Origin of the sequence: Brachybacterium sp. HMSC06H03, assembly GCF_001807385.1 — a bacterium.
Taxonomy (GTDB): domain Bacteria; phylum Actinomycetota; class Actinomycetes; order Actinomycetales; family Dermabacteraceae; genus Brachybacterium; species Brachybacterium conglomeratum.
Genome location: NZ_KV788839.1, coordinates 1 through 25,571, shown reverse-complemented (window position 1 = coordinate 25,571; position 25,571 = coordinate 1). Strand labels below are relative to the sequence as shown.

General features: G+C 72.7%; 24 protein-coding genes and 1 tRNA gene. 13 read left to right on the top strand and 12 right to left on the bottom strand.

The genetic code is table 11. The features are described from left to right. The 7 genes from hemL to HMPREF3159_RS10590 all read left to right on the top strand — a co-directional run. Positions 1 to 1,307 (top strand): glutamate-1-semialdehyde 2,1-aminomutase (hemL, locus tag HMPREF3159_RS10620; protein ID WP_070501000.1); only part of this gene is annotated, 1,307 nt, incomplete at its 5' end. A gap of 153 nt (positions 1,308 to 1,460) precedes the next feature. Further along, the gene (locus HMPREF3159_RS10615; RefSeq protein WP_070500999.1) at positions 1,461 to 1,991 is read left to right on the top strand and encodes a WD40 repeat domain-containing protein; all 531 of its coding nucleotides are present in this window, start codon (positions 1,461 to 1,463) and stop codon (positions 1,989 to 1,991) included. Next, on the top strand, positions 1,988 to 2,290 hold the full coding sequence (locus tag HMPREF3159_RS10610; protein ID WP_070500998.1) for a WD40 repeat domain-containing protein: 303 nt from the start codon (positions 1,988 to 1,990) through the stop codon (positions 2,288 to 2,290). Before HMPREF3159_RS10615 ends, HMPREF3159_RS10610 begins: the two co-directional genes overlap by 4 nt. Positions 2,291 to 2,366: 76 nt before the next feature. Then, positions 2,367 to 2,912, top strand: a complete 546-nt coding sequence (locus HMPREF3159_RS10605; RefSeq protein WP_070500997.1) for a DUF4919 domain-containing protein — start codon at positions 2,367 to 2,369, stop codon at positions 2,910 to 2,912. 86 nt (positions 2,913 to 2,998) lie between these two features. Continuing rightward, on the top strand, positions 2,999 to 3,994 hold the full coding sequence (locus HMPREF3159_RS10600; RefSeq protein ID WP_070500996.1) for a WXG100 family type VII secretion target: 996 nt from the start codon (positions 2,999 to 3,001) through the stop codon (positions 3,992 to 3,994). A gap of 51 nt (positions 3,995 to 4,045) precedes the next feature. Further along, complete coding sequence (locus tag HMPREF3159_RS10595; RefSeq protein ID WP_070500995.1) at positions 4,046 to 5,182, top strand: WD40 repeat domain-containing protein; 1,137 nt, start codon at positions 4,046 to 4,048, stop codon at positions 5,180 to 5,182. A 154-nt stretch (positions 5,183 to 5,336) separates the two neighbouring features. Next, positions 5,337 to 6,488 carry a WD40 repeat domain-containing protein gene (locus tag HMPREF3159_RS10590; protein ID WP_070500994.1) on the top strand — a complete coding sequence of 384 codons (1,152 nt, stop codon included), beginning with the start codon at positions 5,337 to 5,339 and terminating at the stop codon, positions 6,486 to 6,488. Positions 6,489 to 6,506: 18 nt separating this feature from the next. Here the strand turns inward: HMPREF3159_RS10590 and HMPREF3159_RS10585 are convergent, their stop codons facing one another. Beyond that, positions 6,507 to 8,042 (bottom strand): HNH endonuclease, encoded by a 1,536-nt coding sequence (locus HMPREF3159_RS10585; protein ID WP_246821609.1) that lies wholly within the window; start codon positions 8,040 to 8,042, stop codon positions 6,507 to 6,509. A 336-nt stretch (positions 8,043 to 8,378) separates the two neighbouring features. On the opposite strand from HMPREF3159_RS10585, the gene HMPREF3159_RS10580 reads away from it, so the two are divergent. Continuing rightward, positions 8,379 to 8,452: transfer RNA gene (locus HMPREF3159_RS10580), tRNA-Met, on the top strand. Positions 8,453 to 8,506: 54 nt separating this feature from the next. After that, entirely contained in the window at positions 8,507 to 9,169 is a 663-nt protein-coding gene (locus tag HMPREF3159_RS10575) for a pentapeptide repeat-containing protein (RefSeq protein WP_070500993.1), read from the top strand. Positions 9,170 to 9,241: 72 nt separating this feature from the next. Here HMPREF3159_RS10575 and HMPREF3159_RS10570 read toward each other — a convergent pair whose 3' ends face one another. Genes HMPREF3159_RS10570 through HMPREF3159_RS10540 form a run of 7 tightly spaced genes read right to left on the bottom strand, consistent with a single transcriptional unit; the run spans position 9,242 to position 17,362 of the window. After that, entirely contained in the window at positions 9,242 to 9,754 is a 513-nt protein-coding gene (locus tag HMPREF3159_RS10570) for a CoA-binding protein (RefSeq protein ID WP_070500992.1), read from the bottom strand. Continuing rightward, positions 9,751 to 11,151 carry an O-acetylhomoserine aminocarboxypropyltransferase/cysteine synthase family protein gene (locus HMPREF3159_RS10565; RefSeq protein WP_256374529.1) on the bottom strand — a complete coding sequence of 467 codons (1,401 nt, stop codon included), beginning with the start codon at positions 11,149 to 11,151 and terminating at the stop codon, positions 9,751 to 9,753. The genes HMPREF3159_RS10570 and HMPREF3159_RS10565 overlap by 4 nt, the downstream gene beginning before the upstream one ends. After that, on the bottom strand, positions 11,148 to 12,386 hold the full coding sequence (gene sfnG / locus HMPREF3159_RS10560; protein WP_070500991.1) for a dimethylsulfone monooxygenase SfnG: 1,239 nt from the start codon (positions 12,384 to 12,386) through the stop codon (positions 11,148 to 11,150). Before sfnG ends, HMPREF3159_RS10565 begins: the two co-directional genes overlap by 4 nt. A gap of 53 nt (positions 12,387 to 12,439) precedes the next feature. Continuing rightward, positions 12,440 to 14,527 carry an acetate--CoA ligase gene (acs, locus tag HMPREF3159_RS10555; protein ID WP_070500990.1) on the bottom strand — a complete coding sequence of 696 codons (2,088 nt, stop codon included), beginning with the start codon at positions 14,525 to 14,527 and terminating at the stop codon, positions 12,440 to 12,442. Continuing rightward, entirely contained in the window at positions 14,524 to 15,408 is an 885-nt protein-coding gene (locus tag HMPREF3159_RS10550; protein ID WP_210388866.1) for an ABC transporter permease, read from the bottom strand. The genes acs and HMPREF3159_RS10550 overlap by 4 nt, the downstream gene beginning before the upstream one ends. Beyond that, a complete protein-coding gene (locus HMPREF3159_RS10545) occupies positions 15,405 to 16,466 on the bottom strand; it encodes an aliphatic sulfonate ABC transporter substrate-binding protein (protein WP_070500989.1) in 1,062 nt (353 codons plus the stop codon). Before HMPREF3159_RS10545 ends, HMPREF3159_RS10550 begins: the two co-directional genes overlap by 4 nt. Then, a complete protein-coding gene (locus tag HMPREF3159_RS10540; RefSeq protein WP_070500988.1) occupies positions 16,466 to 17,362 on the bottom strand; it encodes an ABC transporter ATP-binding protein in 897 nt (298 codons plus the stop codon). Before HMPREF3159_RS10540 ends, HMPREF3159_RS10545 begins: the two co-directional genes overlap by 1 nt. 206 nt (positions 17,363 to 17,568) lie before the next feature. Between HMPREF3159_RS10540 and HMPREF3159_RS10535 the strand changes: the two genes are divergently transcribed. From HMPREF3159_RS10535 to HMPREF3159_RS10525, 3 genes are all read left to right on the top strand, one after another. Next, positions 17,569 to 18,501, top strand: coding sequence for a WXG100 family type VII secretion target (locus HMPREF3159_RS10535; RefSeq protein WP_070500987.1), 933 nt, complete (start codon positions 17,569 to 17,571; stop codon positions 18,499 to 18,501). Positions 18,502 to 18,632: 131 nt separating this feature from the next. Next, complete coding sequence (locus HMPREF3159_RS10530; RefSeq protein ID WP_070500986.1) at positions 18,633 to 19,703, top strand: WD40 repeat domain-containing protein; 1,071 nt, start codon at positions 18,633 to 18,635, stop codon at positions 19,701 to 19,703. A gap of 30 nt (positions 19,704 to 19,733) precedes the next feature. Then, a complete protein-coding gene (locus HMPREF3159_RS10525) occupies positions 19,734 to 20,234 on the top strand; it encodes a hypothetical protein (protein ID WP_070500985.1) in 501 nt (166 codons plus the stop codon). A 30-nt stretch (positions 20,235 to 20,264) separates the two neighbouring features. On the opposite strand, the gene HMPREF3159_RS10520 is transcribed toward HMPREF3159_RS10525, so the two are convergent. The 3 genes from HMPREF3159_RS10520 to HMPREF3159_RS10510 are packed head-to-tail and all read right to left on the bottom strand — an operon-like array spanning position 20,265 to position 23,218. Next, on the bottom strand, positions 20,265 to 20,936 hold the full coding sequence (locus tag HMPREF3159_RS10520) for a GNAT family N-acetyltransferase (protein WP_083305912.1): 672 nt from the start codon (positions 20,934 to 20,936) through the stop codon (positions 20,265 to 20,267). After that, the gene (locus tag HMPREF3159_RS10515; RefSeq protein ID WP_070500984.1) at positions 20,929 to 22,059 is read right to left on the bottom strand and encodes a glycosyltransferase; all 1,131 of its coding nucleotides are present in this window, start codon (positions 22,057 to 22,059) and stop codon (positions 20,929 to 20,931) included. Before HMPREF3159_RS10515 ends, HMPREF3159_RS10520 begins: the two co-directional genes overlap by 8 nt. A gap of 10 nt (positions 22,060 to 22,069) precedes the next feature. Further along, positions 22,070 to 23,218, bottom strand: coding sequence for an NAD-dependent epimerase/dehydratase family protein (locus HMPREF3159_RS10510; RefSeq protein WP_070500983.1), 1,149 nt, complete (start codon positions 23,216 to 23,218; stop codon positions 22,070 to 22,072). 147 nt (positions 23,219 to 23,365) lie between these two features. Here HMPREF3159_RS10510 and folP point away from each other — a divergent pair, with 147 nt between their 5' ends. Next, positions 23,366 to 24,313 (top strand): dihydropteroate synthase, encoded by a 948-nt coding sequence (gene folP / locus HMPREF3159_RS10505; protein ID WP_070500982.1) that lies wholly within the window; start codon positions 23,366 to 23,368, stop codon positions 24,311 to 24,313. A 20-nt stretch (positions 24,314 to 24,333) separates the two neighbouring features. On the opposite strand, the gene HMPREF3159_RS10500 is transcribed toward folP, so the two are convergent. Then, on the bottom strand, positions 24,334 to 25,571 hold a 1,238-nt coding region (locus HMPREF3159_RS10500), incomplete at its 5' end, for a glycoside hydrolase family 38 C-terminal domain-containing protein (protein ID WP_246821608.1).

The following is a 25,571-nucleotide window of genomic DNA, read 5'->3' as shown; positions in this document are numbered from 1 at the left end:
CCGCCGATCTCTTCGACCGCGCCCGCCGCGTCATCCCCTCCGGCGTGAACTCGCCCGTGCGCGCCTTCGGCTCCGTCGGCGGCACGCCCCCGTTCCTCACCAGCGCGAAGGGCGCCCTGCTCACCGACGCGGACGGCAACGAGTACGTCGACCTGGTCGGCTCCTGGGGTCCGATGATCCTCGGCCACGCGCATGACGGCGTGGTCGAGGCGGTGCGGGAGGCGGCCGGGCGGGGCCTGTCCTTCGGCGCCCCGCAGGCCGGGGAGGTCACCCTCGCCGAGGAGGTCGCACGCCGCATCGGCCCCGTCGAGCAGCTGCGCCTGGTCAACTCCGGCACCGAGGCGACGATGAGCGCGCTGCGCGTGGCCCGCGCCGCGACCGGCCGCGACGTGGTCGTGAAGTTCGCCGGCTGCTATCACGGGCACGTGGACGCGCTGCTCGCCGAGGCGGGCAGCGGGGTCGCGACCTTCGCCATGCCGGGCTCGGCCGGCGTCACCGCCGCGACCGCGAAGGACACGGTCGTGCTGCCCTACGGCGACCGCGAGGCCGTCACGTCCCTGTTCGCCGAGCGCGGCGGTGAGATCGCCGCGATCATCACCGAGGCCGCGCCCGCGAACATGGGCGTCGTCCCGCCGCTCGCCGAGGACGGGGTGGGCTTCAACCGGTTCCTCGCCGACACGGCGCACGCCGCCGGTGCGCTGCTGATCAGCGACGAGGTGCTCACCGGCTTCCGCGCGAGCCGCGAGGGGCACTACGGGGTCGACGGCCCGCGAGGCACCGGCGAGGACTGGGCGCCGGACCTGATGACCTTCGGCAAGGTGATCGGCGGCGGTCTGCCCGTCGGCGCCTTCGGCGGGCGCGAGGACCTGATGGGCCTGCTCGCCCCGGCCGGCCCCGTCTACCAGGCCGGCACCCTCTCGGGGAACCCGCTCGCGACCGCGGCGGGGCTCGCGACCTTCGCCGGGCTCGACGACGCGGCCTACGAGACGCTCGGCCGGGCCTCGAGGACGCTGCAGCAGCTGGTCGCCGACGCGCTGACCGCCGAGGGCGTCCCGCACGTGGTCCAGACCGCCGGCACCCTGTTCTCGGTGTTCTTCCGCGGCGAGCCCGTCACGACCTACGACGACGCGAAGGCGCAGGACACCGAGGCGTTCACCCGCTTCTTCCACGCGATGCTCGAGGGCGGGGTGTACCTCCCTCCCTCGGCCTTCGAGGCGTGGTTCGTCTCCACCGCCCACACCGACGAGGTCCTCGACCGGATCGCGGCGGTGCTGCCGGCGGCGGCGAAGGCGGCCGCGGGGGCCTGAGGGCCGGCTAGGGGTCCATGGGCGCCGCCCGTCCTGTGGCTGAGATGGGGAGCGCTCCCCATCGTGGCCTGCGGGCGGCTCGCCTAGCATCGGGAGGACGGCGAGACCGCAACGCCGTCCGGTCCGAGGCGCCGATGATCCCCTGGAGCGACGATGCCCCTCTCCCCCAGCCGACGGAGACTGCTCGGTGCGAGCCTGCTGCCCGCGCGCGCGGACGCCGGCCCGGAGAACGAGGCGATCCCGGACCGGCCTCTGTCGGAGGACGGACTGGCCCTGTTCGCGGGCGGGGAACGGATCGCGGCCCAGCAGACCTCGGACGCGCTGATGCTCGGCGAGTCGGACACCTTCGGGACCGTCGTGTGGAGCACCGCGGACGGCACGATCCTCGAACGGCTCGACAACGGCCTGGTCTGTGCGATCGCCGCGGATTCCCGCGGGCGGCTCGCGATCGGGGGCGTCACGACCGCCGAGCTCCGCGAGGCGGACGGCGAGGTGCTGAAGGTGCTGACCGGCGGCGAGGAGCCCTTCGGCCCCCGGATCGGGAACCGGGTCGGCGATCTCGCCCTCACCGCCGACGGCACCCGCCTGGTGGTGCTCGGCGCCGACGGACGCGTCACGATCTGGCACCTCGAGGACGAGACCTGCGAGGTCGAGCACGAGATCGCTGCGGAGCTCGGACGGTGATCGCGCTCAGCCTCTCCCCCGCCGACGACACGCTCGCCCTCTGCGCCGAGGACGGCACGGTCGAGCTCTGGGACCCGCACGCCGGGACGCGGACAGGCGCCGGGCCGGACCTCCCCGGGACGGTCGCCGGGCTGGCGCACGCCGAGGACGGCACGCTGATCGAGCTGCCCGTCGTGCGAGGGTCCGCCGGCCGGCTGGTGTTCTCCCCCGACGGCACGACGCTGTACAGCGCCTCCCCGTCCCAGGGCGTCGTCGCCTGGTCCGGCGGCGAGTCCTGGAGCAGCTTCGAGACGCCCTGACGCTCCTGACGCGCCGACCGACAGGGGCCTCCTCCGCCTCCACGGCTCTCCCACCTGACCAGCGAAAGGACACACGATGTCCCTGAACGACCTCGTCGAGGCCTACGCCCTGGACCCGACGCCCGAGGGTCTTCACGACCTGCAGGCCGGGATCATGGCTGCTCCCCGCTACGACCCTCTGCTCTCCGTCTCCCGGGGGGTCGTCCCGCTGCTGCGCGCCGGGAAGCACCGGGAGATCGTCGACCTGATCCGCTCGTGGATGCCCGGCGCGCTCCTGAGCCCGTCCGCGCACGGCTATCTCGCGGGGGCGCTCACCGAGCTGGGCGACGCCGAGGCAGGCCGCATCGAGGCGAAGTTCTCCCGGCTCGCGCTCGACAGCATCGCGGCCTCGGGCAGCGGCTCCGAGGAGGAGCCGTGCTCGGTGCTCCGCATCGAGGACGAGTACGACATCCTGCGCGCCTCCTCTCAGCGCCCGACCGCCCAGCGGCAGGTCTCCGACGAGCGCGGACAGTTCGACGTCCACACTCTCGAGGACGGCGGCGAGGTGTGGTTCCGGCTGCTCTGGCTCGCCCCGTCGGCCGCCGCGCAGCAGGACGGGACCGAAGCCGATCCGCGGAGCTGAGCTCCGTCCACAGGGGAGGACTCCCCATGTCCTCGATGCCAGATTTCCCCTAGGGTCGATCCCGGAACGGGACGAAAGGGGAGGCCATGGGGCTCATCGGCATGGACACCGCGCAGGGCGAGGCTCATGCCGAGCGTCTGCGGGCTGCCGGCGAACGTCTCGAGGAGCGGCACGGCGTGCTCGATGCGCTCGTGCGGGCGAGTGAGTCGATCTGGCGGGGGCCGGACGCGGAGCGCTTCCGCGCGGACTGGAGCACCGGCGCGTCTCGGCTGCTGCGCGAGCAGTGCACCGCGCTCGCGGCCGCCGGGACGTTGCTCGAGGAGGAGGTGGATCAGCAGGAGACCGCCTCGCAGGGCGAGCGCGAGGGCGGCGTGGCGGGCTCATCCGGCAACGCACCTGAGCCTTCCAGCAGTGCACCGGGCCGGGGGCGCCGCGCCGGCGGCGGCGGTGACGGGAAGGTGAGCCAGGAGGTCGCCGACGCCTGGAACGCAATGGACGCGTCTGAGCAGAAGCGGGTCCTGCGGGAGATCGCGGCCCAGGAGCTCGAGCGTCAGGGTGTCGACGACGTGCCCGTCTACTTCGAGGATCTGTCGAAGGACGGAGCACTCGGCTTCTGGTACGAGTTCGACATCTGGCATCCCCTGCGCGGGGAGCACATCCAGATCGACGAGAACCATGTTGCCGACCCGGACTCGCTCAACACCGTCGCGCACGAGGCCCGGCATGCCGCACAGGACAACTGGGTCGAGGAGACCGACGCTCCGCCGGCGTGGCAGTTCTGGCGGGAGGACGACAGCGCCGCGGAGTACGACCGCGTCGAGGAGGAGCACGGCGTCACGCAGGAGGAGATCGAGGCCTGGCGCGAGAACGACAAGGACTACGTGGACCCTCCGGCAGAGGACCAGCCGGGCGAGGACGCCCCGCAATCAGAGAAGGACGCCTGGACCGAGGAGTACGAGGCGTACCGGGAGCAGCCGCTCGAGGACGATGCCTTCGAGGAAGGGGAGGAGTTCGCAGAGGAGATCACTCTCGAGGAGCTCCAGCAGTACCAGCGCGATGCCGGTGTCCCGGTCACCTCATGAGCCGCCCGGCAGCACGACTGCTCCCTGCGTCCCCCTCGAGGACGTGATGCCATGACGCTCCCCCATGACGTGCACAGCCTGCCACGGCGTCGCTGGCTGCTCGGCGCCGCGGCCCTGCCGGCGGCGCTGCTGCTTCCCGGCTGCGGGAGCAGCCCGGAGGCGGGCAGCTGCCTCGGACCGGACGAGGAGGTGCCCGAGCCGGAGCCGCCCCGCCGGCCGCGGGGCGCCCGAGCCCGGATCGTGCCGCCGTCGGAGGAGCACTACTTCGAGATACAGACCCCGGTCGTCTCCCCCGACGGCACGCTCATCGCGGCCTGCGAGGCCCCGGACCGGTACCAGCTCGACCTCGCAGACACCCACGGAGTGCTGCTGTGGGACACGCGCACCGGGGAGATCGTGCGTCGGCTGAAGCCCCGCGCCATCGGGCCGCTGGCCTGGCACCCGAACGGATCGCGCCTCGCGGTCGGCGACGCCCTCCACGTCGCGGAGGTGGATGTCGAGGGCTCGCTGCTGCGGAACCTCGTGGGCAATGCGGATCCCCGTGGGACTGCCGCGCGGATCCTCGACGTCGCCTACAGCCCGGACGGATCGCTGCTGGCGGCCTCGGCCAGCGACGGCGCCGTCCGGCTGTACTCGACCTCCGCGGACAGCTGCACGGGCACCCGGGTCCTCACCCCGGGAACCCGTCGACAGAGAACCGTGGCGTTCTCGCCCGACGGCACGCGCCTCGCCGTCGGCGGCGTCGAGCAGTCGGGCGCCGACGAGGGCGGGAAGCCGACCGGGCTGTGGGATCCGCGCAGCGGCCGGCGTGAGGAGGTCCTCGACGGGGTCGACGGGGTGGTGCTCGGGCTCGGGTACAGCGGGGACGGCTCCCTGGTCCAGGTGCTCGACGAGCCGTCCTCGCTCACCGTGCACGCGCCGGACGGATCGACGAGCACGGGCCCGCCGGTGGACGCGGCACGATTCAGGGACCTGGCCGTCGGCACGGGAACCCGGGTCGCGGTGCTCAGCGCGTCGGGCACCCTCCAGCTGTGGGATCGGGACAGCGACGAGCAGGAGACGCTCGAGAGGTCGCTCCTGGAGAGAGTCTGCTGGTCCCCGGACGAGGCGACGCTGTACACGCTGAGCGAGTCGGAAGGGATCTCCGCCTGGGACGGGACGCAGTGGCGGCAGTTCGAGCTGCCCTGAGGGGCGGTGGGCCACGGCAGGGAGGCCGGGCATGGGGAGCGCTCCCCATGGCCGTCTCCGCGCAACGCTCCTAGCATCGAGGCACGATGACCAGCCCGGTCACGCGCTCGGACGACGGCGTGCAGCGGCTCGCGACCATGGGGACGAAGAGGCGATGACGATGACGGACTGCTCGCGCCGACGCCTGCTGCTGGGCGCGACCGCCCTCCCCGGCGCCCTGGCGCTCGCAGGATGCTCGGGCGGTCTCCCGCCCCTGCCCGGGTCGGGAAGCCCCGGCATCTGCATAGACCCCTCCGAGGAGATCCCCGAGGAGGCGTACGAGACGGTGCCGGAGGGCGTCATCGTGGATCCCGTCCCGTTCGACGAGTCCCTGCTGTTCATGTCCTCGACCCTCACGATCTCCCCCGACGGCTCGACGCTCGCGGCCTGCGAGATGGGCTTCCCACAGGATCCTGAGCACGCCGAGACCAGGGGCATCGTCCTCTGGGATGCGGGGACCGGGGCGGTGATCCATAGATTCCGCCCTCCGATGCTGGGCAGGCTCGCCTGGCACCCGGACGGGGACCGCCTGGCGATCGGCGACGGCCGTCTGGTCTCGATCGTCGATCTCGAGGGAACGCTCGAGCGCACACTGTTCGGGCACGAGCTGCCGCGCGGCGACACCGCGGCGATCCTCGATCTCGCGTTCAGCCCGGACGGCACGCAGCTGGCCTCCTCGGGGTCGGACAGGACCGTACGTCTGTGGGACATGGACCCGGAGTCCTGCGGCAGCGGGCACGTCCTGCGGACCGGACCGCGGCACAACCGGAATCTCAGCTACTCGCCCGACGGCTCCGTCCTCGCGGTCGGCGCCACCTCGTCCTCCAGCGAAGGCGATGAGGCGAACCCGACGACGCTCTGGGACCCGATGACGGGCCGGCGCACGGAGATTCTCGAGGACGTGCCGGGGATCGTCTTCGCGCTCGACCATGCGGCGGACGGCGCCCTGATCGTGGCCGCCGACGAACCGCGAGCGCTCATGGCGGTCGGGACGGACGGCTCCGTGGTCGAGGGCCCCGTGACCGCCTCGACCTGGTTCGCGGATCTCGCGGTGGGGCCGGGGCACCGCGTCGCGCTGCACGCCGACGAGGAGCTGCTGCTGTGGGACCGGGAGAGCGGCGAGGAGACCCGGCACGAGATCGAGTCCGAGTCCGCGGTGGACAGCATGGTCTGGTCCGCCAAGGAGGACATGCTGTTCTGCCTGAGCTCGCGCGAAGGGGTCCTCGCCTTCGACGGCACGCGGTGGACGACCTTCGACCTCCCCTGATCCTCCGCCCGGCCGTCCTCAACACGGGCGGTGCGGTGGCGGCTCGACGTCGTCCGGCTCGCTCGACGACGGAGGATCCTGCCTCTCGTCCTCTGCCGCGCTGAGCCGTGCCGAGCGGGTCCGTCGGGTGGTGCCGAGCCGGGTCGTCCACTCCACCACGTGCCCGTCGACCGCCGGATCCCCGACCCGCTCCACGCTCGCCAGCTGCTGCTCCTTGTCGTTGCAGTACGCGCAGGCTCCCTGTCCGTTGTCCAGGCAAGTGCGGCCGCCGGCGGCGTGGGGCCGGATGTGGTCGATGTGGCGGATAGGGGCGCTGCAGTGAGGGCCGCGACAGGTCCGGTCGCGCAGGCGGATGAAGCGGGCGAGCGCAGGCGGGAAGGCCCGCGCCCGGGACTCGACGCCGACGAGCTCCTCGGCCCTCGGGTGCTCGTACAGACGTCGCAGCACGGCGCGCAGCGCCGGACCGTCGGGCCCGAGCGCCTCGTCGCCGCTGTTGGCGTCGCCTATCAGGGCATCCAGCGGTCCGCGCAGGGACTCGCGCACCGTCTCGGCGGGAACGGTGCCGTAGCCCTCGATCTGGGCGAGGTCACCCGTGCCGGGGTCCAGGAGCACGTGGTCGGTGATGATCACGCCGATGTCCAGGGTCACCGGCTCCATGCTCTCGCTGCGGCCGATCAGGGTGTCCACGAAGGTGTCGGCCTGGATGGCCTGGTGCCCGCGGCGATCACCGGCGGCGCGCAGGCGCTCGGCCTCGAGGGAGAGACGCTTGCGGATCAGGGCCGCGTCCAGCGCAGTGACGTGCGCCGTCACCGTGGCCATGCCGTGCTCGCCGCGGCGCACCGTCACGTGCCGGTCGCGCTTCGCGTGCTGGTGGCGGCGGGCCTCGCCGTCCGGGTCGGCGAGGGAGATCGCGGCGGCGCGGGCGTCGGCCCATTCCTCGGAGCCGGCGCCGTCGAGATAGGGCAGGCGCTCCCCGAGCAGCCGGTCCGCCTCGCGGCGCTGGGCCGGGGTGAGCGGGGCGAAGGAGCGGGCGGTGCGATAGGCGTCCTCGGTCGTGACCTGGGAGTCCGCGAAAGCGGAGAGCATCACCGGCATGTCTGCGACGAGCCGTCGCCGGGCGGCGAGCGAGCGGGAGGCGGACGCCGGGGAGCGGCGGGTGAGCATCGAGACCTCGCGGGCCGCCTCACGGGATGCCGCGCGCAGCAGCTGTGCGGGCGGCGGCTCCTCCCCCGACTCCTGCGCGGCGTGCGCACGCGCCTCGGCCTGCCTGCGCAGGGTGAGGGAATCGGCGAGCGCGACGACGGCGCGGATCTCGAGCGCGTCGATCGCGCTGCGCAGGGCGTGCAGGCTGCCGATCACGTCGCGGAACGCCTCGGCCGACGGATCCGCGGCGGTGAACAGCTCCTGCGGGAACCCGGTCAGGGCGCTCAGCACATGGGCGCGGTCTCCGAGCTCCTCGGCGAGCGCTCCGGGACCTCCCGCGCGCACGGCGTCGACCAGCTGCTGGTGGGGATCACCAGCAGCCGCGTCGAGGTCCTGCACTGCGAGAGTCATGGCCCTATTCTTCCGGCCCCCACCGACAAAGGAAAGCCCCGCAGAAGAATGTGGATAACACTGAGCGGGGAGAAGCTGTCGCGCGCACACCTGTCCGCCGATCCGAACATATGCACAGGCCAAAGGCATTCTGCTCGGATTCGAGCGTCACGTCCTGAAATGCAACCACACACCACTCGGACACTCCACCGAATTTCACGCGAAAATGTGGATAACCACCCTCTGTGGAGGAAAGGTCGCGGGTGCCGCACCTCGAATGCGACGGCAGATGACAGCACGCTCGACACCGCCGGACCGGTCCCGCAGGCTGGTCCCGTCACACCCGTTCGACATCACCGCTTCGTAGCTCAGCCCGGTAGAGCAGCTCCCTCATGAGGAGTGGGTCGCAGGTTCGAATCCTGCCGGAGCGTCTCCCCCTCCCCGTCCCCTTGAGTGCGACCGCCCGCCGTCGATCCGAGGTCCCCATGCGCCGCCGCACCACCACCCGCCAGCCCGTCCTCGAGCGTCTGGTCCTGCCCTACCTCGAGGAGGCGGACGCCGCGCAGCTGACCGCCCAGGACCGGCACGACGGCCTGCGCCTGGTCGGCGCCGATCTCACCGGGGCGGACCTCACCGGCGCGACCTTCACCGAGTGCGAGCTGGTCGGCGTCACCGCGCACACCACCGTGCTCCAGCACGCCCGGCTGCTCGAGACCCGGATCGAGGGCCCGAACGCCCCGGTGCTGGATGCGACCCGCTCCACCTGGCGCGACGTCGAGCTCGTCGGCTCGCGGATCGGGGCGCTGAACGTCTACGACGCCGAGATCCGCTCCACCCGCATCACCGGGACGAAGCTCGACTGGATCAACCTGCGCTCCTCCACGCTGGAGGACGTGCTCTTCGAGAACTGCACGATCGACGAGCTCGACCTCGGCGCCGTCACCGCCTCCCGCGTCGCCTTCGTGAACTGCCGCGCCGGCTCCGTCACCCTGCCCCACGCCCGGCTCGAGGACGTGGACCTGCGCGAGCTGGAGATGGGGTCGATCGCGAACCTCGAGGGCCTGGCGGGCGCGACGCTCGATTCCGCACAGGTCACCGCGCTCGCGCCCCTCCTCGCCGCGCACCTCGACCTTCGCGTGGAGGGCTGAACAGGACGGTCCCCGCACAGCAGAACGCGGGTCGAGGGAACCCCGACCCGCGCCTGATCTCCGAGCGAACGCTCAGCGCCGCGCGCTGAGCCGCTGCTTGCGGGAGGTGATCTCGCCGGTGTTGAACCCGGCCAGGTGCAGCCCGCCGTGGAAGCGGGCGTGCTCGATCTTCACGCAGCGGTCCATCACCACGTCCAGGCCGCCGGCCTCGGCGATCGCGGCGGCCTCCTCGTTCCAGGAGCCGAGCTGCAGCCACAGCGCCTTCGCGCCGACCTCCACGGCCTCGCGGGCGACGCCCGGCAGGTCGGCGTCCTTGCGGAACACGTCGACGATGTCGGGCACGACGGGCAGGTCCGCGAGCGAGGCGTAGGCCGGCTGTCCGAGGATCGTCGTCGCGCGGGGGTTGACGAAGTAGACGTCGTAGGGCGCGCTCGAGAGCAGGTAGGTGCTCACGAAGTAGCTGGCCCGGGCGGGGTTCGTCGAGGCGCCGACGATCGCGATCGAGCGCGCCCGGCGCAGGATCGCGAGCCGCTCGGGGGCCGAGGGGCCCTGCCACGTCCGTGCGGTGAGCGTCTGCTCGCTCATGCCTGCTCCTCCCTGCTGCGGCCGGTCGCCGCGGTGATCGCCTGGTCGAGGTCCCAGAGGATGTCCTCCACGTCCTCGAGGCCCACCGAGATGCGGATGAGGTCGGGCCGGACGCCGCCGGCGACGAGCTGCTCCGCGGTGAGCTGGCGGTGCGTGGTCGAGGCCGGGTGCAGCACGAGGGTGCGCGCATCCCCGATGTTCGCCAGGTGCGAGGCGAGCTGCAGGTTCTCGATCACCCGCTCGCCCGCGGCGCGGGCCGCGGCCGCCTCGTCCTCGGCGCTCGCGTGCTCCCCCGTCGGCCGGACGCCGAAGGCGAAGACGGAGCCGGGGCCGAGCGGCAGGTACTTCGCAGCGCGCTCGTGGTGCGGATGGGACTCGAGCCCCGCCCAGGTCACGAACGAGACCCGCGGATCCGCGTCGAGCCACTCGGCGACCGCGCGCGCCCCGGCCAGGTGCGCGTCGATCCGCTGCGGGAGCGTCTCCACGCCCTGCAGCAGCTGGAACGCCGCCTGTGCGGAGAGGGAGGGGCCGATGTCGCGCAGCTGCTCGGAGCGCAGCTTGGTGAGGAAGCCGTACTCGCCGAAGTTGTCCCACCAGCGCAGCCCGCCGTAGGACTCGACAGGCTCGGTCATCGTCGGGAACTTCCCGTTGCCCCAGTCGAAGCGGCCCGACTCGACGACCACGCCGCCGAGGGTGGTGCCGTGCCCGCCGAGGAACTTCGTGGCCGAGTGGATGACGATGTCCGCGCCGTGCTCGAGCGGCCGCACCAGGTACGGGGTGGCGAGGGTCGCGTCGACCACCAGCGGGACGCCGTGCTCGTGGGCGAGCTCGGCCAGGCCCTCGAGGTCGGCGATCTCGCCGGAGGGGTTGCCGATCACCTCGACGTACAGCACCTTCGTCTCCGGCCGGAACGCGGCGCGGTAGTCCTCCGGGTCGGAGGAGGCGACGAAGGTGGTCTCCACGCCGAAGCGGCGCAGGGTGACGTCGAGCTGGGTGACGGTGCCGCCGTAGAGCTGCGCGGAGGAGACCACGTGATCCCCCGCGCCGACGAGCGCCGCGAAGGTGATGAACTCGGCGCTCATCCCCGAGGCGGTCGCGACCGCCCCGATCCCGCCCTCGAGCGAGGCGATGCGCTCCTCGAAGGCGGCGACGGTGGGGTTGCCGATGCGGGAGTAGATGTTGCCGTACTTCTGCAGCGCGAACAGGGTCCCGGCGTCGTCCGCGTCGTCGAAGACGAACGACGTCGTCTGGTAGATCGGGACGGCGCGCGCGCCGTGCTGGGCGTCGGGGGTGCCTCCGGCGTGCAGCGCACGGGTGCGGAACCCGAAACCGCCCTCCGGGGCCGACGGGGGCTCCGGGGCCGACGGGGCCTGGTTCTCGAGGGTCTCCTGGCTCACGCAGCGACACCGGCCTTCGCGGGGTGGTCGGCCGGGAGGGTCTCGGAGGTCGCGGCCGCGGCCTCCTCGGCGGAGACGCCGGGGGCGACCGGGAGCAGGTCGGTGTTCAGCTCGGTGCCGTGGGCACGGGCGAGGTCCTTCTCCTTCTCGCGCACGATCGGCATCACGTCCCGGCCGAAGGCGGCGACCTCCTCCTGCAAGTGGAGGTAGCAGGTCAGCAGGAGGTTCACGCCGATCTTCTTGTACTCGATGATGCGGTCGGCGATCTCCTCGGGCGTGCCGATGAGACGGGTCTTGAAGCCGTCGTTGTACTGGACGAGGTCCTCGAAGGAGGAGTCCGCCCACATGCCCTTGCCGTCCTTGGTGGAGGCGCCGGCCTCCTGCACGGACTGCTTGAAGCCCTCGACGGCGGGGCGGTGCGCCTTGGCGACGATCTCGCGCAGCGTGTCCTCGGCCTCCTGGCGGGACTCGCGGGCGATGACGAAGCCGTTCAGTCCGAACCTCGGGGAGCGGCCGGCCTCGGCGGCGGAGGCGAGGACGCCGGCGACGTTCTCCTGGTAGCCCTCGAGGGTGCGGCCGTTGGAGAAGTACCAGTCGGCGACGCGGCCGGCGGTGGCCTGCGCGGCGGTGGAGTTGCCGCCGAAGAAGATCTCGGGGTGGGGGCGGCCGGGGACGTCGACGGGCTTCGGGTTCAGGGTGAAGCCGTCGATCGAGTAGTACTTCCCGTCCTGGGTGTACCCGTCCTCGGTGAGCAGGCCGCGCAGCGCGCGGATGAACTCCTCGGTGCGGACGTAGCGCTCGTCGTGCTCGAGCCACTCGAGGCCGAAGTTCACGAACTCGTCCTTCAGCCAGCCGGAGACGATGTTGACCGCGGCGCGGCCGCCGGAGAGGTGGTCGGCGGTGATCAGCCACTTGGCGAGCACGCCCGGGTGCCACATGCCGGGGTGGAAGGCGGCGATGACGCGCAGGCGCTCGGTCGCGCCCAGCAGGGCGAGGGAGAAGGCGGAGGCCTCGTGCTGCTTGTCCGCGCCGTAGCTGGCGGCGTAGCGGGTCTGGGTCAGCGCGTACTCGAACCCGGAGTCCTCGGCGATCTTCGCCAGGCGCGAGTTGTAGGGCAGCTGCCAGTCGGTGCGCTGCTCGATCGTGGAGACGACGAGGCCGCCGGACACGTTCGGCACCCAGTACGCGAACTTCAGCGGCGTCTCGAGGCTCGAGGCGGGGACGGTGGTGGTCATGGGTCCTCCTTGGTCGGCGGGGCCGACGGTCGGTGCGGGCGGTGGGAAGTGTGTCAGTCCTGCGGGGAGACGGTCGGGTCGTCCGCGGGGAGGGACGCGAGCACGTCCGCGACCGCGGCGACGGCCTCCGGGTTCTGCAGGGAGGTGACGTCCCCGAGCGGTCCGGGGGTGCGGCCGGCGCGCCGGGCCCGCTCGGCGTGGACGAGCTGGGCGAGCAGGCGGCGCATGATCTTCCCCGAGCGGGTGCGGGGCAGGTCCGGCACCTCGATCACGTGGCGGGGCTTGGCGATCGGGCCGATCTCGCGGGCGACCTGGTCGCGCAGGGCCGCGGCGTCGGGCCGGCGGTCCCCGCGGGGGATGACGAACACGGCGACGGCCTGGCCGGTCAGCGCGTCGTCGATGCCGGCGGCGCCCGCCTCCTGCACGCTGCCCTCGGCGACCAGCGCCGACTCGATCTCGATCGTGGACAGGCGGTGCCCGGAGACGTTCACGACGTCGTCGAGTCGGCCGAGGATCCAGAAGCATCCGTCGGCGTCGACCGTGGCGGAGTCCCCGGCGACGTAGTAGCCGCCGTGCTCGCCGCAGCCGGCGTAGTCCCGCCAGTAGGAGTCGCGATAGCGCTCCGGATCGCCCCAGACGGTGCGGGCCATCCCGGGCCAGGGCCGACGGGCCACCAGCGTGCCGGCGACCCCGGCGGAGACCTCCCGGCCGGCCTCGTCGACCACGGCCATGTCGATGCCGGGCAGCGGGCCGGTCGCGGAGCCGGGCTTCAGCGTGGTCACCCCGGGCAGGGGCACGAGCATCGACGCACCCGTCTCGGACTGCCACCAGGTGTCGATGATCGGCAGCTCGCCGCGGCCGAAGGTGCGGTGGAACCAGATCCAGGCCTCGGGGTTGATCGCCTCGCCGACGGTGCCGAGCAGGCGCAGCGTGGACAGGTCGTGCCCGTCCGGGAGCTCCTCGCCGAACCAGGACATGAGGGTGCGGATCAGGGTGGGCGCCGTGTAGTAGACGGTCACGCCGTAGCGCTCGATGATCTCGAGGTGCCGTTCGCGGTGCGGCTCGCCGGGGGTGCCCTCGTAGATGACCTGGGTGAGGCCGTTGCTGAGCGGGCCGTAGATCTCGTAGGTGTGCGCGGTGACCCAGGCGAGGTCCGCGGTGCACCAGTGGACGTCGGAATCCTTCGCGTCGAAGTGCGCCCAGTGCGACCAGGAGGCGTGGGCGAGATAGCCGCCCGAGGTGTGGACCAGGCCCTTCGGCCTCCCGGTGGTGCCGGACGTGTAGATGATGAACAGCGGGTGCTCGGCGTCGAAGGGCTCGGGCACGTGCTCCTCGCTCGCGCGGTCCACGCTCTCGTGCCACCACACGTCTCGACCCTCGGTCCAGGCGACGTCCTGGCCGGTGCGGCGCACGACGAGGACGTGCTCGAGGTCGGGCAGGTCGCGGGCGGCCTCGTCGGCGGCGGACTTCACCTCGACGGCCTTCCCGCGTCGGAACTGCCCGTCGGAGGTGACCAGCAGCTTCGCGCGGGTGTCCTGGAGGCGGAAGCGGACCGCCTCGGCGCTGAAGCCGCCGAAGACGAGGGAGTGCACGGCGCCGATCCGGGCGCAGGCGAGCGCGATGACGACGGTCTCGACGAGCACCGGCAGGTAGACGACGACGCGGTCGCCGGGGCCGATGCCGAGGTCGGTGAGCGCGTTCGCGGCGCGGGAGACGCGGGCCTGGAGGTCCGCGTAGGTGACGGAGAGGCGGTCCCCGGGCTCGCCCTCGAAGTGGAGGGCGACCTTCTCGCCGCGGCCGGCCGCGACATGGCGGTCCACGCAGTTCTCGGCGACGTTCAAGCGCCCGCCGACGAACCAGCGTGCGGCGGGGACGGACAGCTCCCCGGTCGCGGGGTCGGTCGTCGGCGGCTCCCACTCGAGCGCCGTGTTCCAGGGCTCGGCCCAGTCCAGGCGCCGGGCGGCGTCCTCCCAGAAGGCGATCGGGTCCGCCTCGGCCTGCGCGTGGATCCCGGGGCCGACGTTCCAGGTGCCCGCGAGCGCCGGGTCCGGCGCGAAGGTGCGGGCCTCGACCAGTCGGGACTCGGTGGTGTTCGTGTCGGCGGTGTTCGTGTCGGTGGTGTTCGTGTCGGTGGCGGTCATGCCCACCTCCTCAGGAGCTTCTTCTCGACGAGACCCAGCAGGGCGTTGGTGAGGCTGCCCAGCAGGGCGAGCAGCACGATGGTCAGCAGGATCCGGTCCACGCGGCCGTTCTGCTGGGAGTCGTTGAGCAGGAAGCCGAGGCCCATCGAGGAGGCGATCAGCTCCGCGGCGACGAGGAACAGCCACGCCTGGGCGAGCGCGAGACGCAGTCCGGAGACGACCGAGGGCACCACGGCCGGCAGCTGAACAGTGCGGAACAGGGACCAGCCGCGCAGGCCGAAGCAGCGCCCCGCCTCGACCAGGTGCGGGTCGATGTGCCGCAGCGCGGCGGCGACGGTGGTGAAGACGGGGAAGAAGGCGCCGATCGCGATCAGGGTCACCTTGGACTCCTCGCCGATCTGCAGCCACAGGATCAGCAGCGGCACCCAGGCGAGCGAGGGCACGGCCCGCAGCGCGGCGAGGGTGGGGCTCAGCAGCGCGTCCCCGGCACGGGAGAGGCCGACGACCGCGGCGACGGCGAGGCCGATCACGGAGCCGATCGCGAAGCCGAGCAGCACGCGCTGCACGGAGATCGCGATGTGCAGGCCGAGCTCGCCGCGGGAGACGAGGTCGCCGCCCGCCTGCAGCACGGTCAGCGGCGCCGGCAGGCGGTAGGCGGGCACGAGCCCGGTCGCGGTGACCAGCTGCCAGGCCGCGAGGATCACCAGCGGCACCAGCGCCCCGGCCGCGAGGCGCAACCCGGGCCGGTCCCAGCCGGAGGGCCGAGCATCCGACGCCCCGACCGAGGGGCCGCCGGCCGACGGATCGGCGCCGGAGGAGCCTGCGCCGGCCGGGGCCGCCGGGCCGGTCGAGGTGGGCAGGGGGCTCTCGGCGAGGCTCACTTCTCCTCCACCGCGGCGAGCGCGAAGGCGTCGTGGATGATCTCGTTGCGGGCCTTCTCGACGTCCTCGGCGCCGCCGGCGACGTCGCCCGAGTCGGCGAGCACGGGCGAGATCGCCTCGAGCACCGCGAGCTGGTCCTCGCCCGGCACCCCGGAGACGTCGAGGTTGGAGCGCTCGGTGATCACGGTGCTCGCGACCTCGGGGCCGATGCCGGCGACCTCGGCGAGCAGCGCCGCGGTCTCCTCGAGGTGCTCGAGCGCCCAGGTGCGCGCCTCCTCGTAGGCGTCGACGACCACCTGGGCGACATCGGCGTGCTGGTCGATGAACTCCTCGGTGGCGTTGAGGAAGCCGTAGGTGTTGAAGTCGACGTTGCGGTAGGCGAGCTGCGCCCCGGACTCGACCTCGGCCGCGGCCATGATCGGGTCGAGCCCCGACCAGGCGTCGACGCTGCCGCCCTCGAGGGCGGAGCGGCCGTCGGCGTGCTGCAGGGGCTGCAGCTCGACGTCCCCGATGGACAGCCCCGCCTCGGCGAGCGCCTGGACCAGGAAGAAGTACGGGTCGGTGCCGGGGGTCGCGGCGACGGGGCGGCCGGCGAGGTCCGCGGGACCGGTCACGTCGCTGCCCTCCGGCACGACGAGCGCGGACCACTCGGGCTGGGAGAAGATGCCGATGACCTTGATCGGAGAGCCGTTGGCGCGGGCGAGCAGCGCGGCGGAGCCCGCGGTCGAGGCGACGTCCGCCGAACCCGAGCGCAGCAGCTCGTTGGCCTTGTTGGAGCCGGCCGACTGCACCCACTCGACGGTGACGGACTCGCCGAGGGCCTTCTCGATCAGCTGCTGGTCGCGGACGACGAGGCTGAGCGGGTTGTAGGTCGCGAAGTCGATGGTGAGCGAGTCGGTGCTCCACTCCCCCGCCCCGCCTCCGGAGGCTCCCGCGCCGGCGGCGTTCTCGGAGCCCTCGCCGGCCACGCAGCCGGCGGCGCCGAGAGCGGCGGCCGCGGTCAGGCCGAGGGCGGCGACGGAGCGGCGGGTCAGGGTGCGGGCGGTGCGGTGGCTCATCAGCGGTCCTCGGAGGAAGTCGTGGTGGACGGGGTGGTGTGCGCGTGGACGCCGAGTCCCTCGAGGAGCTCCATGCGGAGCCCGGCGAGGGCGGCGTCGGCGCGGTCGCGGGGGCGGGCGCCGGGCACCTCGACGGTGCGGGCGAGGGAGGGCAGGCCCGGCTCGACCTGGTCGGCGGCGCGCAGGGAGCGCAGCAGCAGCACCCGGTCGGAGAGGTACAGCGCCTCCTCGACGTCATGGGTGACGACGAGGACCGTGGTGGGCTCGGCGGCGTGGATCTTCAGCAGCAGGTCCTGCATGCGCAGGCGAGTCAGGGCGTCGAGCGCCCCGAAGGGCTCGTCGAGCAGCAGCACCTGGGGGCTGCGGGCGAGAGCACGGGCGAGGGAGGCGCGCTGGGCCATGCCGCCGGAGACCTCGCGGGGTCGCAGGTCCGCGGCGTGCTCGAGGCCGACCAGCTGCAGCAGGTGGCGCACCCGCTCGCGGCCCGCCTTCGCGGGGGTGGTGCGGGGCAGGCCCAGGGCGACGTTCTTCTCGAGCGTGCGCCAGGGCAGCAGGCGCGGCTCCTGGAAGGCGACCGCGGTGCGCTCGTCGGTGCCGACGAGCGCCGAGCCGCCGAGGCTCAGCGCACCGGCGCTGGGCCGGTCCAGGCCCGCGATGAGCCGCAGCAGGGTCGACTTCCCGCAGCCGGAGGGGCCGACGACCGCGAGGATCTCGCCGGAGCGGAGCTCGAGATCGAGACCGCGCAGCACGTCATGGCGGCCCTGCGGGGTGTCGAAGGAGCGGGCCACGCCGTCCAGCCGCACGCCGTCGGGCGCGCTGCGCCGGGCGGCGGCTGCCGCGGGCTCCGGGACGGTGCTGCCCGTGCGAGTGCCGGGCTCGGTGGCGGTGCTGGTCATGACCCTGACTATGACGGCGCGGGTCGGGAGCGCGCCAGAATCGCGTCATAAGCCGTCATAGTCGGGGTGCGAAGGAGGCCGACGGGGCATCGTGGTGCGACCTGTGCCACAGCCGGGGCGGAGCCGTTGCTACCCTGACGGGGTCGACGCGCGGGGGCGCGGCGGCGGCGACATCGACGTGCAGGGGACGGGGACAGGGGACGAGGATGGCCTTCCAGGGGATGGATCCCGAGCAGGTGCGGGCGACCGCGGAGCGGATGCGCTCCTCCGGCCGGCTCCTCGCCGAGCAGCACGCCGCACTCCAGGGACGGATCCTCGGCAGCGCGGAGATCTGGCGCGGCGAGGACGCGGAGCGCTTCCGCGAGACGTGGTCCTCCGCCGTCGGACCGCAGTGGAGCCGTGCGCTCGAGCGCCTCCAGCAGCTGGCGGAGACCGCCGAGCAGGACGCCGAGGAGCAGGACGCCGCCTCCGAGGGCGAGGGCGGTGCGGGCGGCGGCGCGGACGACGGCACGGGGGACGGCAGCACCTCCGTCCGCATGCTCGACGACGACGCTGGAGACGTGCCGCTGGATCCCGAGGTGCAGGACGCCTGGCGGGTGATGACCCCGGAGCAGAAGCAGGCGGTCCTCCAGGAGATGGTGGACCAGGAGTTCGAGCGCTACGGCATGGAACCGGTGGACATCACCTTCTTCTACGAGGAGCCGGACGAGGACGGCATGGTCACCTACGGGAGCTGGAGCGATGACAGCGGCGAGCTGAGGATGAACGAGTACATGCTCTACTCCCCCGACCTGGCGCTCACCACGGTGCACGAGGTGCGTCACGCCGCCCAGCACGAGTTCGTCGAGCAGACCGAGGGCGGCATGTGGGACTGGTTGCCCTGGGTGGACGGGCCGGAGGCGGACTACGAGCGCATCGAGGAGGAGCACGGCATCACCCGGGAGGAGATCGAGGCCTGGCGCGAGAACAGCGAGCCCGGCAACTACATCGATCCCGACGACGACTACGAGGGATACCGTGCTCAGCCGGTCGAGGTCGACGCGCGCGAGCGGGAGGACGAGTTCGCCGGAGACCTGACCCTCGAGGACCTCCAGCAGTACCAGCGGGATGCCGGCATCCCGGTCAGCGAGGGACCATGACACACCGAGGGACCGAGAGCCCGGGAGAGCGCGGGGCAGGACCGGATCGGCGGCGCGTCCTGGGGCTCGCAGGGCTCGGCTCCGCACTCGCGCTGCTCGGCGCCTGCCGCCGGGAAGAGGAAGGACCGGGGATGGACGGGACGACGACGCCCGAGGCCGGAGCCTGTCAGGAGGGCGCCACCGCCCGGCAGCGGAGCTCCGGCGCGAGCGACGGCGGCGGCGCCGCGAAGACGGCGATCGACCCCTCGGTCGTGGCTCACGGGGCCCTCGCCCTCTCGCCCGACGGGACGCAGCTGGCCGCGGCCGCGGGCCTCGGCGCGGCACGATCCGGGACGACGAGCACCGCCGGCACCGCGCTCTGGTCCACGGCCGACGGGACCGTCTCCGCACGCTTCGACAACGCGCTCACCGGGGCCCTGGCCTGGCATCCGGACGGCACGCTCCTCGCCGTCGGCGGCGCGGAGCACATCGAGCTGACCACCCCGGAGGGCGAGGTGCGCTGGACCCTCACCGGGCACGGCGAGCCGCTCCAGGACAGCGGCCGGCACCTCATCCAAGACCTCGTCTTCTCCGCGGACGGCGAGCTCCTCGTCTCCCTCGGAGCCGACGGGACGGTGCGGCTGTGGACCGGGATCGGCGAGGCGGGCTGCACGCCCGGTCAGGTGCTGGACACCACCGCCGTGCGCCCCCTGTCGATCGCGCTCTCCCCGGACGGCAGGACCCTCGCCGTCTGCGGCACCGCGGGCGCTCCCCAGCTGTGGGACGTCGAGACGTCGACACTCTCCTCCGAGATCGAGGGCGTGGAGTTCGCGCCGCGAGCCGTGGCGTACGCGGCCGACAGCACGCTGCTGATCGGCAGCGGCATCCCCGAGACCAGCACCACCAGCTCCCCGGAGCGCGCGCGGCTGTACGCCCTGGGGGCCGACGGGACGCTGGAGGAGGGACCGGTTCCGGAGGGCCTGGACGTCAGCAGCATCGCCGTGGACTCCGAGGGCACGCGCATCGCGGTCACCGGCCGCAACGAGCGACGGGTGATGATCTGGGATCGTGGGACGGGCGACCGCGAGGACCTGCCCGACGCCCCGGGCGGCCTCGACCGCCTGGCCTGGGCCCCGGACGGCACGACCCTCCACGGCATCTCCGCCCTGCACGGCGTCGTCTCCTTCGACGGCACCGCGTGGACCACCTTCGACCTGCCCTGACCCGCACCGATCCACCCGAGACGAGGCATCGTGGAGTTCCCCGACATCATGGAGGCGTTCCTCCTGGACCCGACCCCCGAGACGCGCCGTCCGCTGCGCGCCGCGATCCTGGGCGATCGGACCTTCGACCCCCGCATCGCGCTGCGCGAGCAGCTCGGGGAGGCTCCGTCCCCGCAGGCCGTCCTGGGGACGATCGGTGCACGCATGCCGGGGCTCTTCCTCTCCCCGCAGGCGCACGGCCTGCTCGCCCGCGCCCACCAGGCGCTCGGACAGGAGTCCGACGCCGAGCGTGAGCGGAAGCTCAGCCTCCTCGCTCTGCACGAGATCGAGGACTCGGGCACCGGCACCGTGGACTCCCCCCTTGAGGTGCTCCGGGTCCAGGACGAGTACGACCACCTGCAGGCCACACGCCGACGCTCCACCGCGCAGAGGCTCCACCGCACCGACCAGGGCGAGGTCGACGTGCACACCCTCGAGGACGGGACCGAGCTGTGGTTCCGCCTGCTGTGGAGGGTCCCAGCAGGAGGCTGAGCGGGCGGGCTCCTCGGCGCCGCCCCTCGATCAGCCGCGCGCCGAGTGCGGCGTGCGACCGATCCGCCCCTCCAGCATCGCCCGGATCCCCGGCCACTCGTGGGCGAGGATCGAGTACACGACCGTGTGGCGCACCGAGCCGTCGGGCAGGATGCGGTGGGCGCGCAGGATCCCGTCCTGCTGTGCGCCGAGGGCCTCGACGGCGCGGCGCGAGGCGAGGTTCAGGTGGTGCACGCGGAACTCGACGCGCAGCATCTCGAGCTCGTCGAAGGCGTGGGAGAGCAGCAGGTGCTTCATCGCCGTGTTCACCCCGGTGCGGTGCACGGAGCCGGCGAGATAGGTGTTGCCGATCTCGAGGCCGCGGTCGGCGAGGGCGAGGTTCATGAAGGTGGTCAGCCCCACCACCTGCTCGTCCGCCGCGCGCACTACGGCCCAGGCGAGACGGGTGCCCGCCTCGACGTCGGCCAGGAGACCGCGGACGGAGCCCTCGACCGCCTCCGGCGCGGGCACGTGCGGGGCGAAGGGCAGGCGGTGGATCCCCCCGTCGGCGACCGCGCCCTGCAGGCCCGGGACATGCGCCTCGGAGAGGGGCTCGAGGCGGATCCCGTGACCGGCGAGGGTCACCGGCTCCAGGCGAGGCAGCGGTGCGGTGGGGACAGCACGGGTGCGCTCCTCGCGCCCGCCCGCCGCCGCCTCAGTCATGGCTGCGTCCGTGCTTCACGATCGCCATCTCGTAGTAGCGCAGCAGGTCGTCGGAGGCGTTCTCCCAGGAGAACCTCTCCGCCTCGGCGCGGGCGGCCTTCCGGATCCTCCCGCGCAGCTCCGCGTCGCCGAGCCGGGTCAGCGCCGCGTCCAGGCTCGCCTGGTCGCCGGAGTCGTAGAGCAGGCCGTCGACCCCGTCGGTGACCTGCTCCATCGTCGGCCCCGAGCGCGCGGCGACCACGGGCAGCCCGGAGGCCATGCCCTCGAGGATCACCAGTCCCAGGGTCTCGGTGACCGAGGGGAAGACGAAGGCGTCGGAGCTCGCGAAGGCGCTCGCGAGCTCCTCCCCCTCCATGAATCCGGGGAACGTGGTCCGCGTGCCGGCGAAGAGCTCCTCGAGCTCGCCCCGGTAGGGGCCGTCACCCACGATCGCGAGGGCCACGTCGTCGCGGCGCTCCATCATGGGGCGCAGCGTGTGGATCTCCTTCTCCGCGGCGAGCCGGCCCACGAACACCAGGAGCTTCTTCTCCGGGTGCCCGCCGGTGAGCCGCGAGCGCATCTCCTCGCTCGCGAAGCGGGGATGGAAGGTCTCGGTGTCCACGCCGCGGCGCACCACGTGGAGGTCCTCGATCCCGTGCTGGGCGAGCTCCTGCTTCATGGTCTCGGAGGTGGCGATGTTGATGTCGGCCATCGCGTGGTTGCGCTTGATCTGCCACCACACCGCGGGCTTGCCCCAGGTCCAGGCCCGGTAGAGGTCCAGATAGCGGGGGATGTGGGTGTGATAGCTGGCGACCAGCGGTATCCGCTGCCGGCGTGCGGCGAAGGCTCCCGAGGACGCGAGCAGCAGCGGCTGCGCGGCGTGGACGACGTCCGGGTGGAAGCCGCGGATGATGCCGTCGACGTTGGGGCTGGGGAGGGTGAAGCGCCGATGCTTGTAGAACGGCAGCGTCACCGGGCGGATGCCCACCACCCGTGCCCCGTGGTGCTCGGTGACCCCGAGGTCGGGGGCGATCACCATGACCTCGTGGCCGAGGTCGGTGAACCGTTCGACGGCGTGGCGCAGGCGGGTCACCACGCCGTCGACGGAGGGCAGGAAGGTCTCCGTGACGATCGCGATCTTCACGGAACGGGGCTCACTTCCAGGTGACGGTGGGCATGACCAGCTCGCGCTTGACCCGATCGGTGTTGTTCATCGCGACCTTCAGCACCTCGGTGAGGTGCTCGTCGGTGAGCAGGTGCGGCTGCAGCCCGAGGTCCAGGAGGTTGGTGTTGACCGCGTTGTAGTAGTGGTCGTACTTCTCCACGCGCGGGTTCTCCGTGGGGGCGATCTTCACGTCCAGGCCCAGGTCGCCTCCGACCTTCTGCACCTTCTCGGCGAGCTCCTTGACGGAGAACTGCTCGGTGAACTGGTTGTAGACGCGGAACTCGCCGCGGTCGGCGGGATTCTCGCAGGCGATCTCGATGCAGCGCACCGTGTCCTGGATGTCCAGGTAGCCGCGGGTCTGGGAGCCGTTGCCGTAGACGGTGAGGTCGTGGCCGATCGCGGCCTGGATGATGAAGCGGTTCAGGGCCGTGCCGAACACCGCGTCGTAGTCGAAGCGGTTCACCAGGCGGGGGTCCAGGCGGGTCTCGTCGGTCTCGAGGCCGTAGACGACGCCCTGGTTGAGGTCGGTGGCGCGGATGCCCCAGATGCGGCAGGCGAACATGATGTTGTCGCTGTCGTGCACCTTGGTGAGGTGGTAGAAGGAGCCGGGGGCCTTCGGGAACGGCAGGCGGTCCTTGCGGCCCTTGTGCTCGATCTCGATCCAGCCCTCCTCGATGTCGATGTTCGGCTGGCCGTACTCGCCCATGGTGCCGAGCTTGACGAGGTGGCAGTCGGGGGCGAAGTCCTTGATCGCCCACAGCACGTTCAGGGTGCCCTCGACGTTGTTGCGGTGGTTCTCGATCGCGTGCTCGCGGTCGATCATCGAGTACGGGGCGGAGCGGTGCTCGGCGAAGTGCACGAACGACTCCGGCTGGATCTCCTGGAAGAGCGCGGAGACGGCGTCGTAGTCGGTGAGGTCCGCGATGCGCACCTCGATGTCCTTGCCGGAGACCTCCTTCCACGCCGCGACCCGCTCCTCGAGCGGCAGGATGGGGGTGACGGAGTTCGAGCCGAGCTCCACGTCGATCTCGCGTCGCACCAGGTTGTCCACGATCGTCACGTCGTGGCCCTTCTGCGAGAGGTACAGGGCGGTGGGCCAGCCGCAGAACCCATCTCCACCGGCGACGACGATCTTCATGGGGCAAGTCCTCCAATAGTCCAGGTCCCCGGATCCCGTGAGGCACGGGCGCCGGGTGGTGCAATACCGTGTGCAGTCTTAACGTAGTGCAGGTCAGGCGACGCTCAAAGATGTGGGACGGCCGCCCGAACAGCAGAGGAACGGACCATGAACACCGTGCATGACGAGGGTCCGACGGGCCGTCCTCCGAGCCGTCTCGCCACTGTATCCCCCGAGCCCGGGACCGGGCTGGGCGCTCCGACGCCGCGCCCCCTGCCCGAAACCTCCCGGCGCGTGCTGGTGATGGGGATCGTCAACCGCACCCAGGACTCCTTCTTCGACGAGGGACGCACCTGGGAGCTCGAGCAGGCGGTGTCCGCAGGGCTCCGCGCCGCGGAGGAGGGCGCCGACATCGTCGACGTGGGCGGGGTGAAGTTCGCGCCCGGCGACCCGCTGGACCCCGCGGAGGAGGCCGCCCGGGTGGTCCCCGTGATCGAGCAGCTGCGCCGCGAGCTGCCGGGCGAGGTGCTGCTCTCGGTGGACACCTTCCACGCCTCGGTCGCCCGCGCCGCGCTCGAGGTCGGGGCGGATCTGATCAACGACACCACGGGCCTGTCCGATCCGCGGATGGCCGACGAGGTCGCCCGCGCCGGCGCCTCGCTCGTGCTCACGCACTCGGTCGCGGAGCCGCGCCGCCCCTTCCCCCGTCCCCGCTACGAGGACGTGGTCGAGGAGGTGCGGGATTTCCTCGCCGCACGCCTGGAGCGCGCGCTCGAGGCGGGCATCGCGCGGGAGCGGATCGTGCTGGACCCCGGCCCGGACCTCAACAAGAGCACGCAGCAGACCCTCGAGGTGCTGCGCGACTGGGGCGAGTACGCCGCGCTCGGCCTGCCGCTGCTCGCAGCGCTCTCGCGGAAGGACTTCGTGGACGAGTCGCTGGACCTGCCGAAGGAGGAGCGGCTCGCCGGCTCCCTCGCCGCGGCCGCGTGGACGATCCGCCTGGGCGCCCGGATCCTGCGGGTCCACGACGTGCGGGAGACGGTGCGGATGGTCCGGATGCTCGAGGTGCTCGCCGGCTGGCGCGAGCCGGCAGGACCGCTGGTCCACAACGTCTGAAGGGCCGGGTCCCGGGGCGCTCAGCCGCGGGCGATGCGCAGCGTCTTGATCTCGAAGGGACGGAAGGAGAGCTCGACCGTGCCGTCCTCACCCCGCGCGAGGGCGGAGCGGAACGCCGGGGTGCCCTCCCCGAAGGGACGCTCGAGCAGGTCCGTGGCCACCACCTCGCCGCCCGCGAGGGCCGGCTCGAGGGAGAGGGTCGCCGCGGCGCGGGCGCCGGAGGACTCGTACAGCCGCAGCACCAGGTCCCCGGAGCGGTCCTCGGCGAGCTTCACGGTCTCGACGATGACGCTCGAGGCGCCCTCCCCATCGGCCGGCGCGACCGTGACCGGCGGCACGGCGAGCAGGGACGCGGCCGCGGCGGGCGCGGTGCGCTCGGGCAGGTTCAGCCGGTAGCCCTCCTCGATCGCCTCGGCGATCCCCGCGCCCGGTCGCACGGCGACGCGCAGGGTGTACCGGCCGTGGTCGGCGGCGGGGTCGGGGTACTCCGGGGAGCGCACCAGGGTCAGACGGGTCGTGGTGGTGGTGCCGCCGTCGTCCTCGCGCACGGTGCGCAGCACGTCGTGGCCGTAGGTGGAGTCGTTCGCGATCGCCACCCCGTGCTCGCCCTCGGCCGCGTGGACCCAGCGGTGCGCGCAGGTCTCGAAGCGGGCGAAGTCCCAGGAGGTGTTCACCGGGACCGGCCGGTCCACGTGCCCGAACTGGATCTCGCTGGAGAGGTGGGAGGCGCGCAGGTCCAGCGGGAAGGCGAGCTTGAGCGCCTTCTTGCGCTCGCGCCAGTCGAGGTCCACCTCGATCCCGAGGGAGGTGTCGTCCGGGCGCAGCACGAAGGTCTTCACGATCGCGGAGCCCGCGCCGGTGACGCCGGAGGTCTCCTCGCCGTCGGCGAGCGCGGTCGTGTAGGTGAAGGAGACGCGGGCCCCGCCGTCCTCCTCCTCGACCTCGGCGGCGGTCGGAGCATCGAGGTCGCGGACCACGCGGCGGTAGAACTCGTCGATGTCCCAGGCGTCCCAGGCGTTGGGCGCGTCGCGGTGCAGCTGCAGCAGCGCGCCGCGAGCGCCGGGGGCGATGGTCTCGCGTCCGTCGGCCCGGCCGACGAGGGAGACCAGCGCGCCGGAGGCGTCGAGCACCGCGCGCACGGCCTGGTTCTCGAGGCGGACCTCGCCGCCCGCGCGGGTCACGACCACGGCCTCCTGGACCGGCTCGGGGCGGCCCGCGCCGTAGGCGGGCACGCCTCGGCGCGGCACCGGGGCGGTGT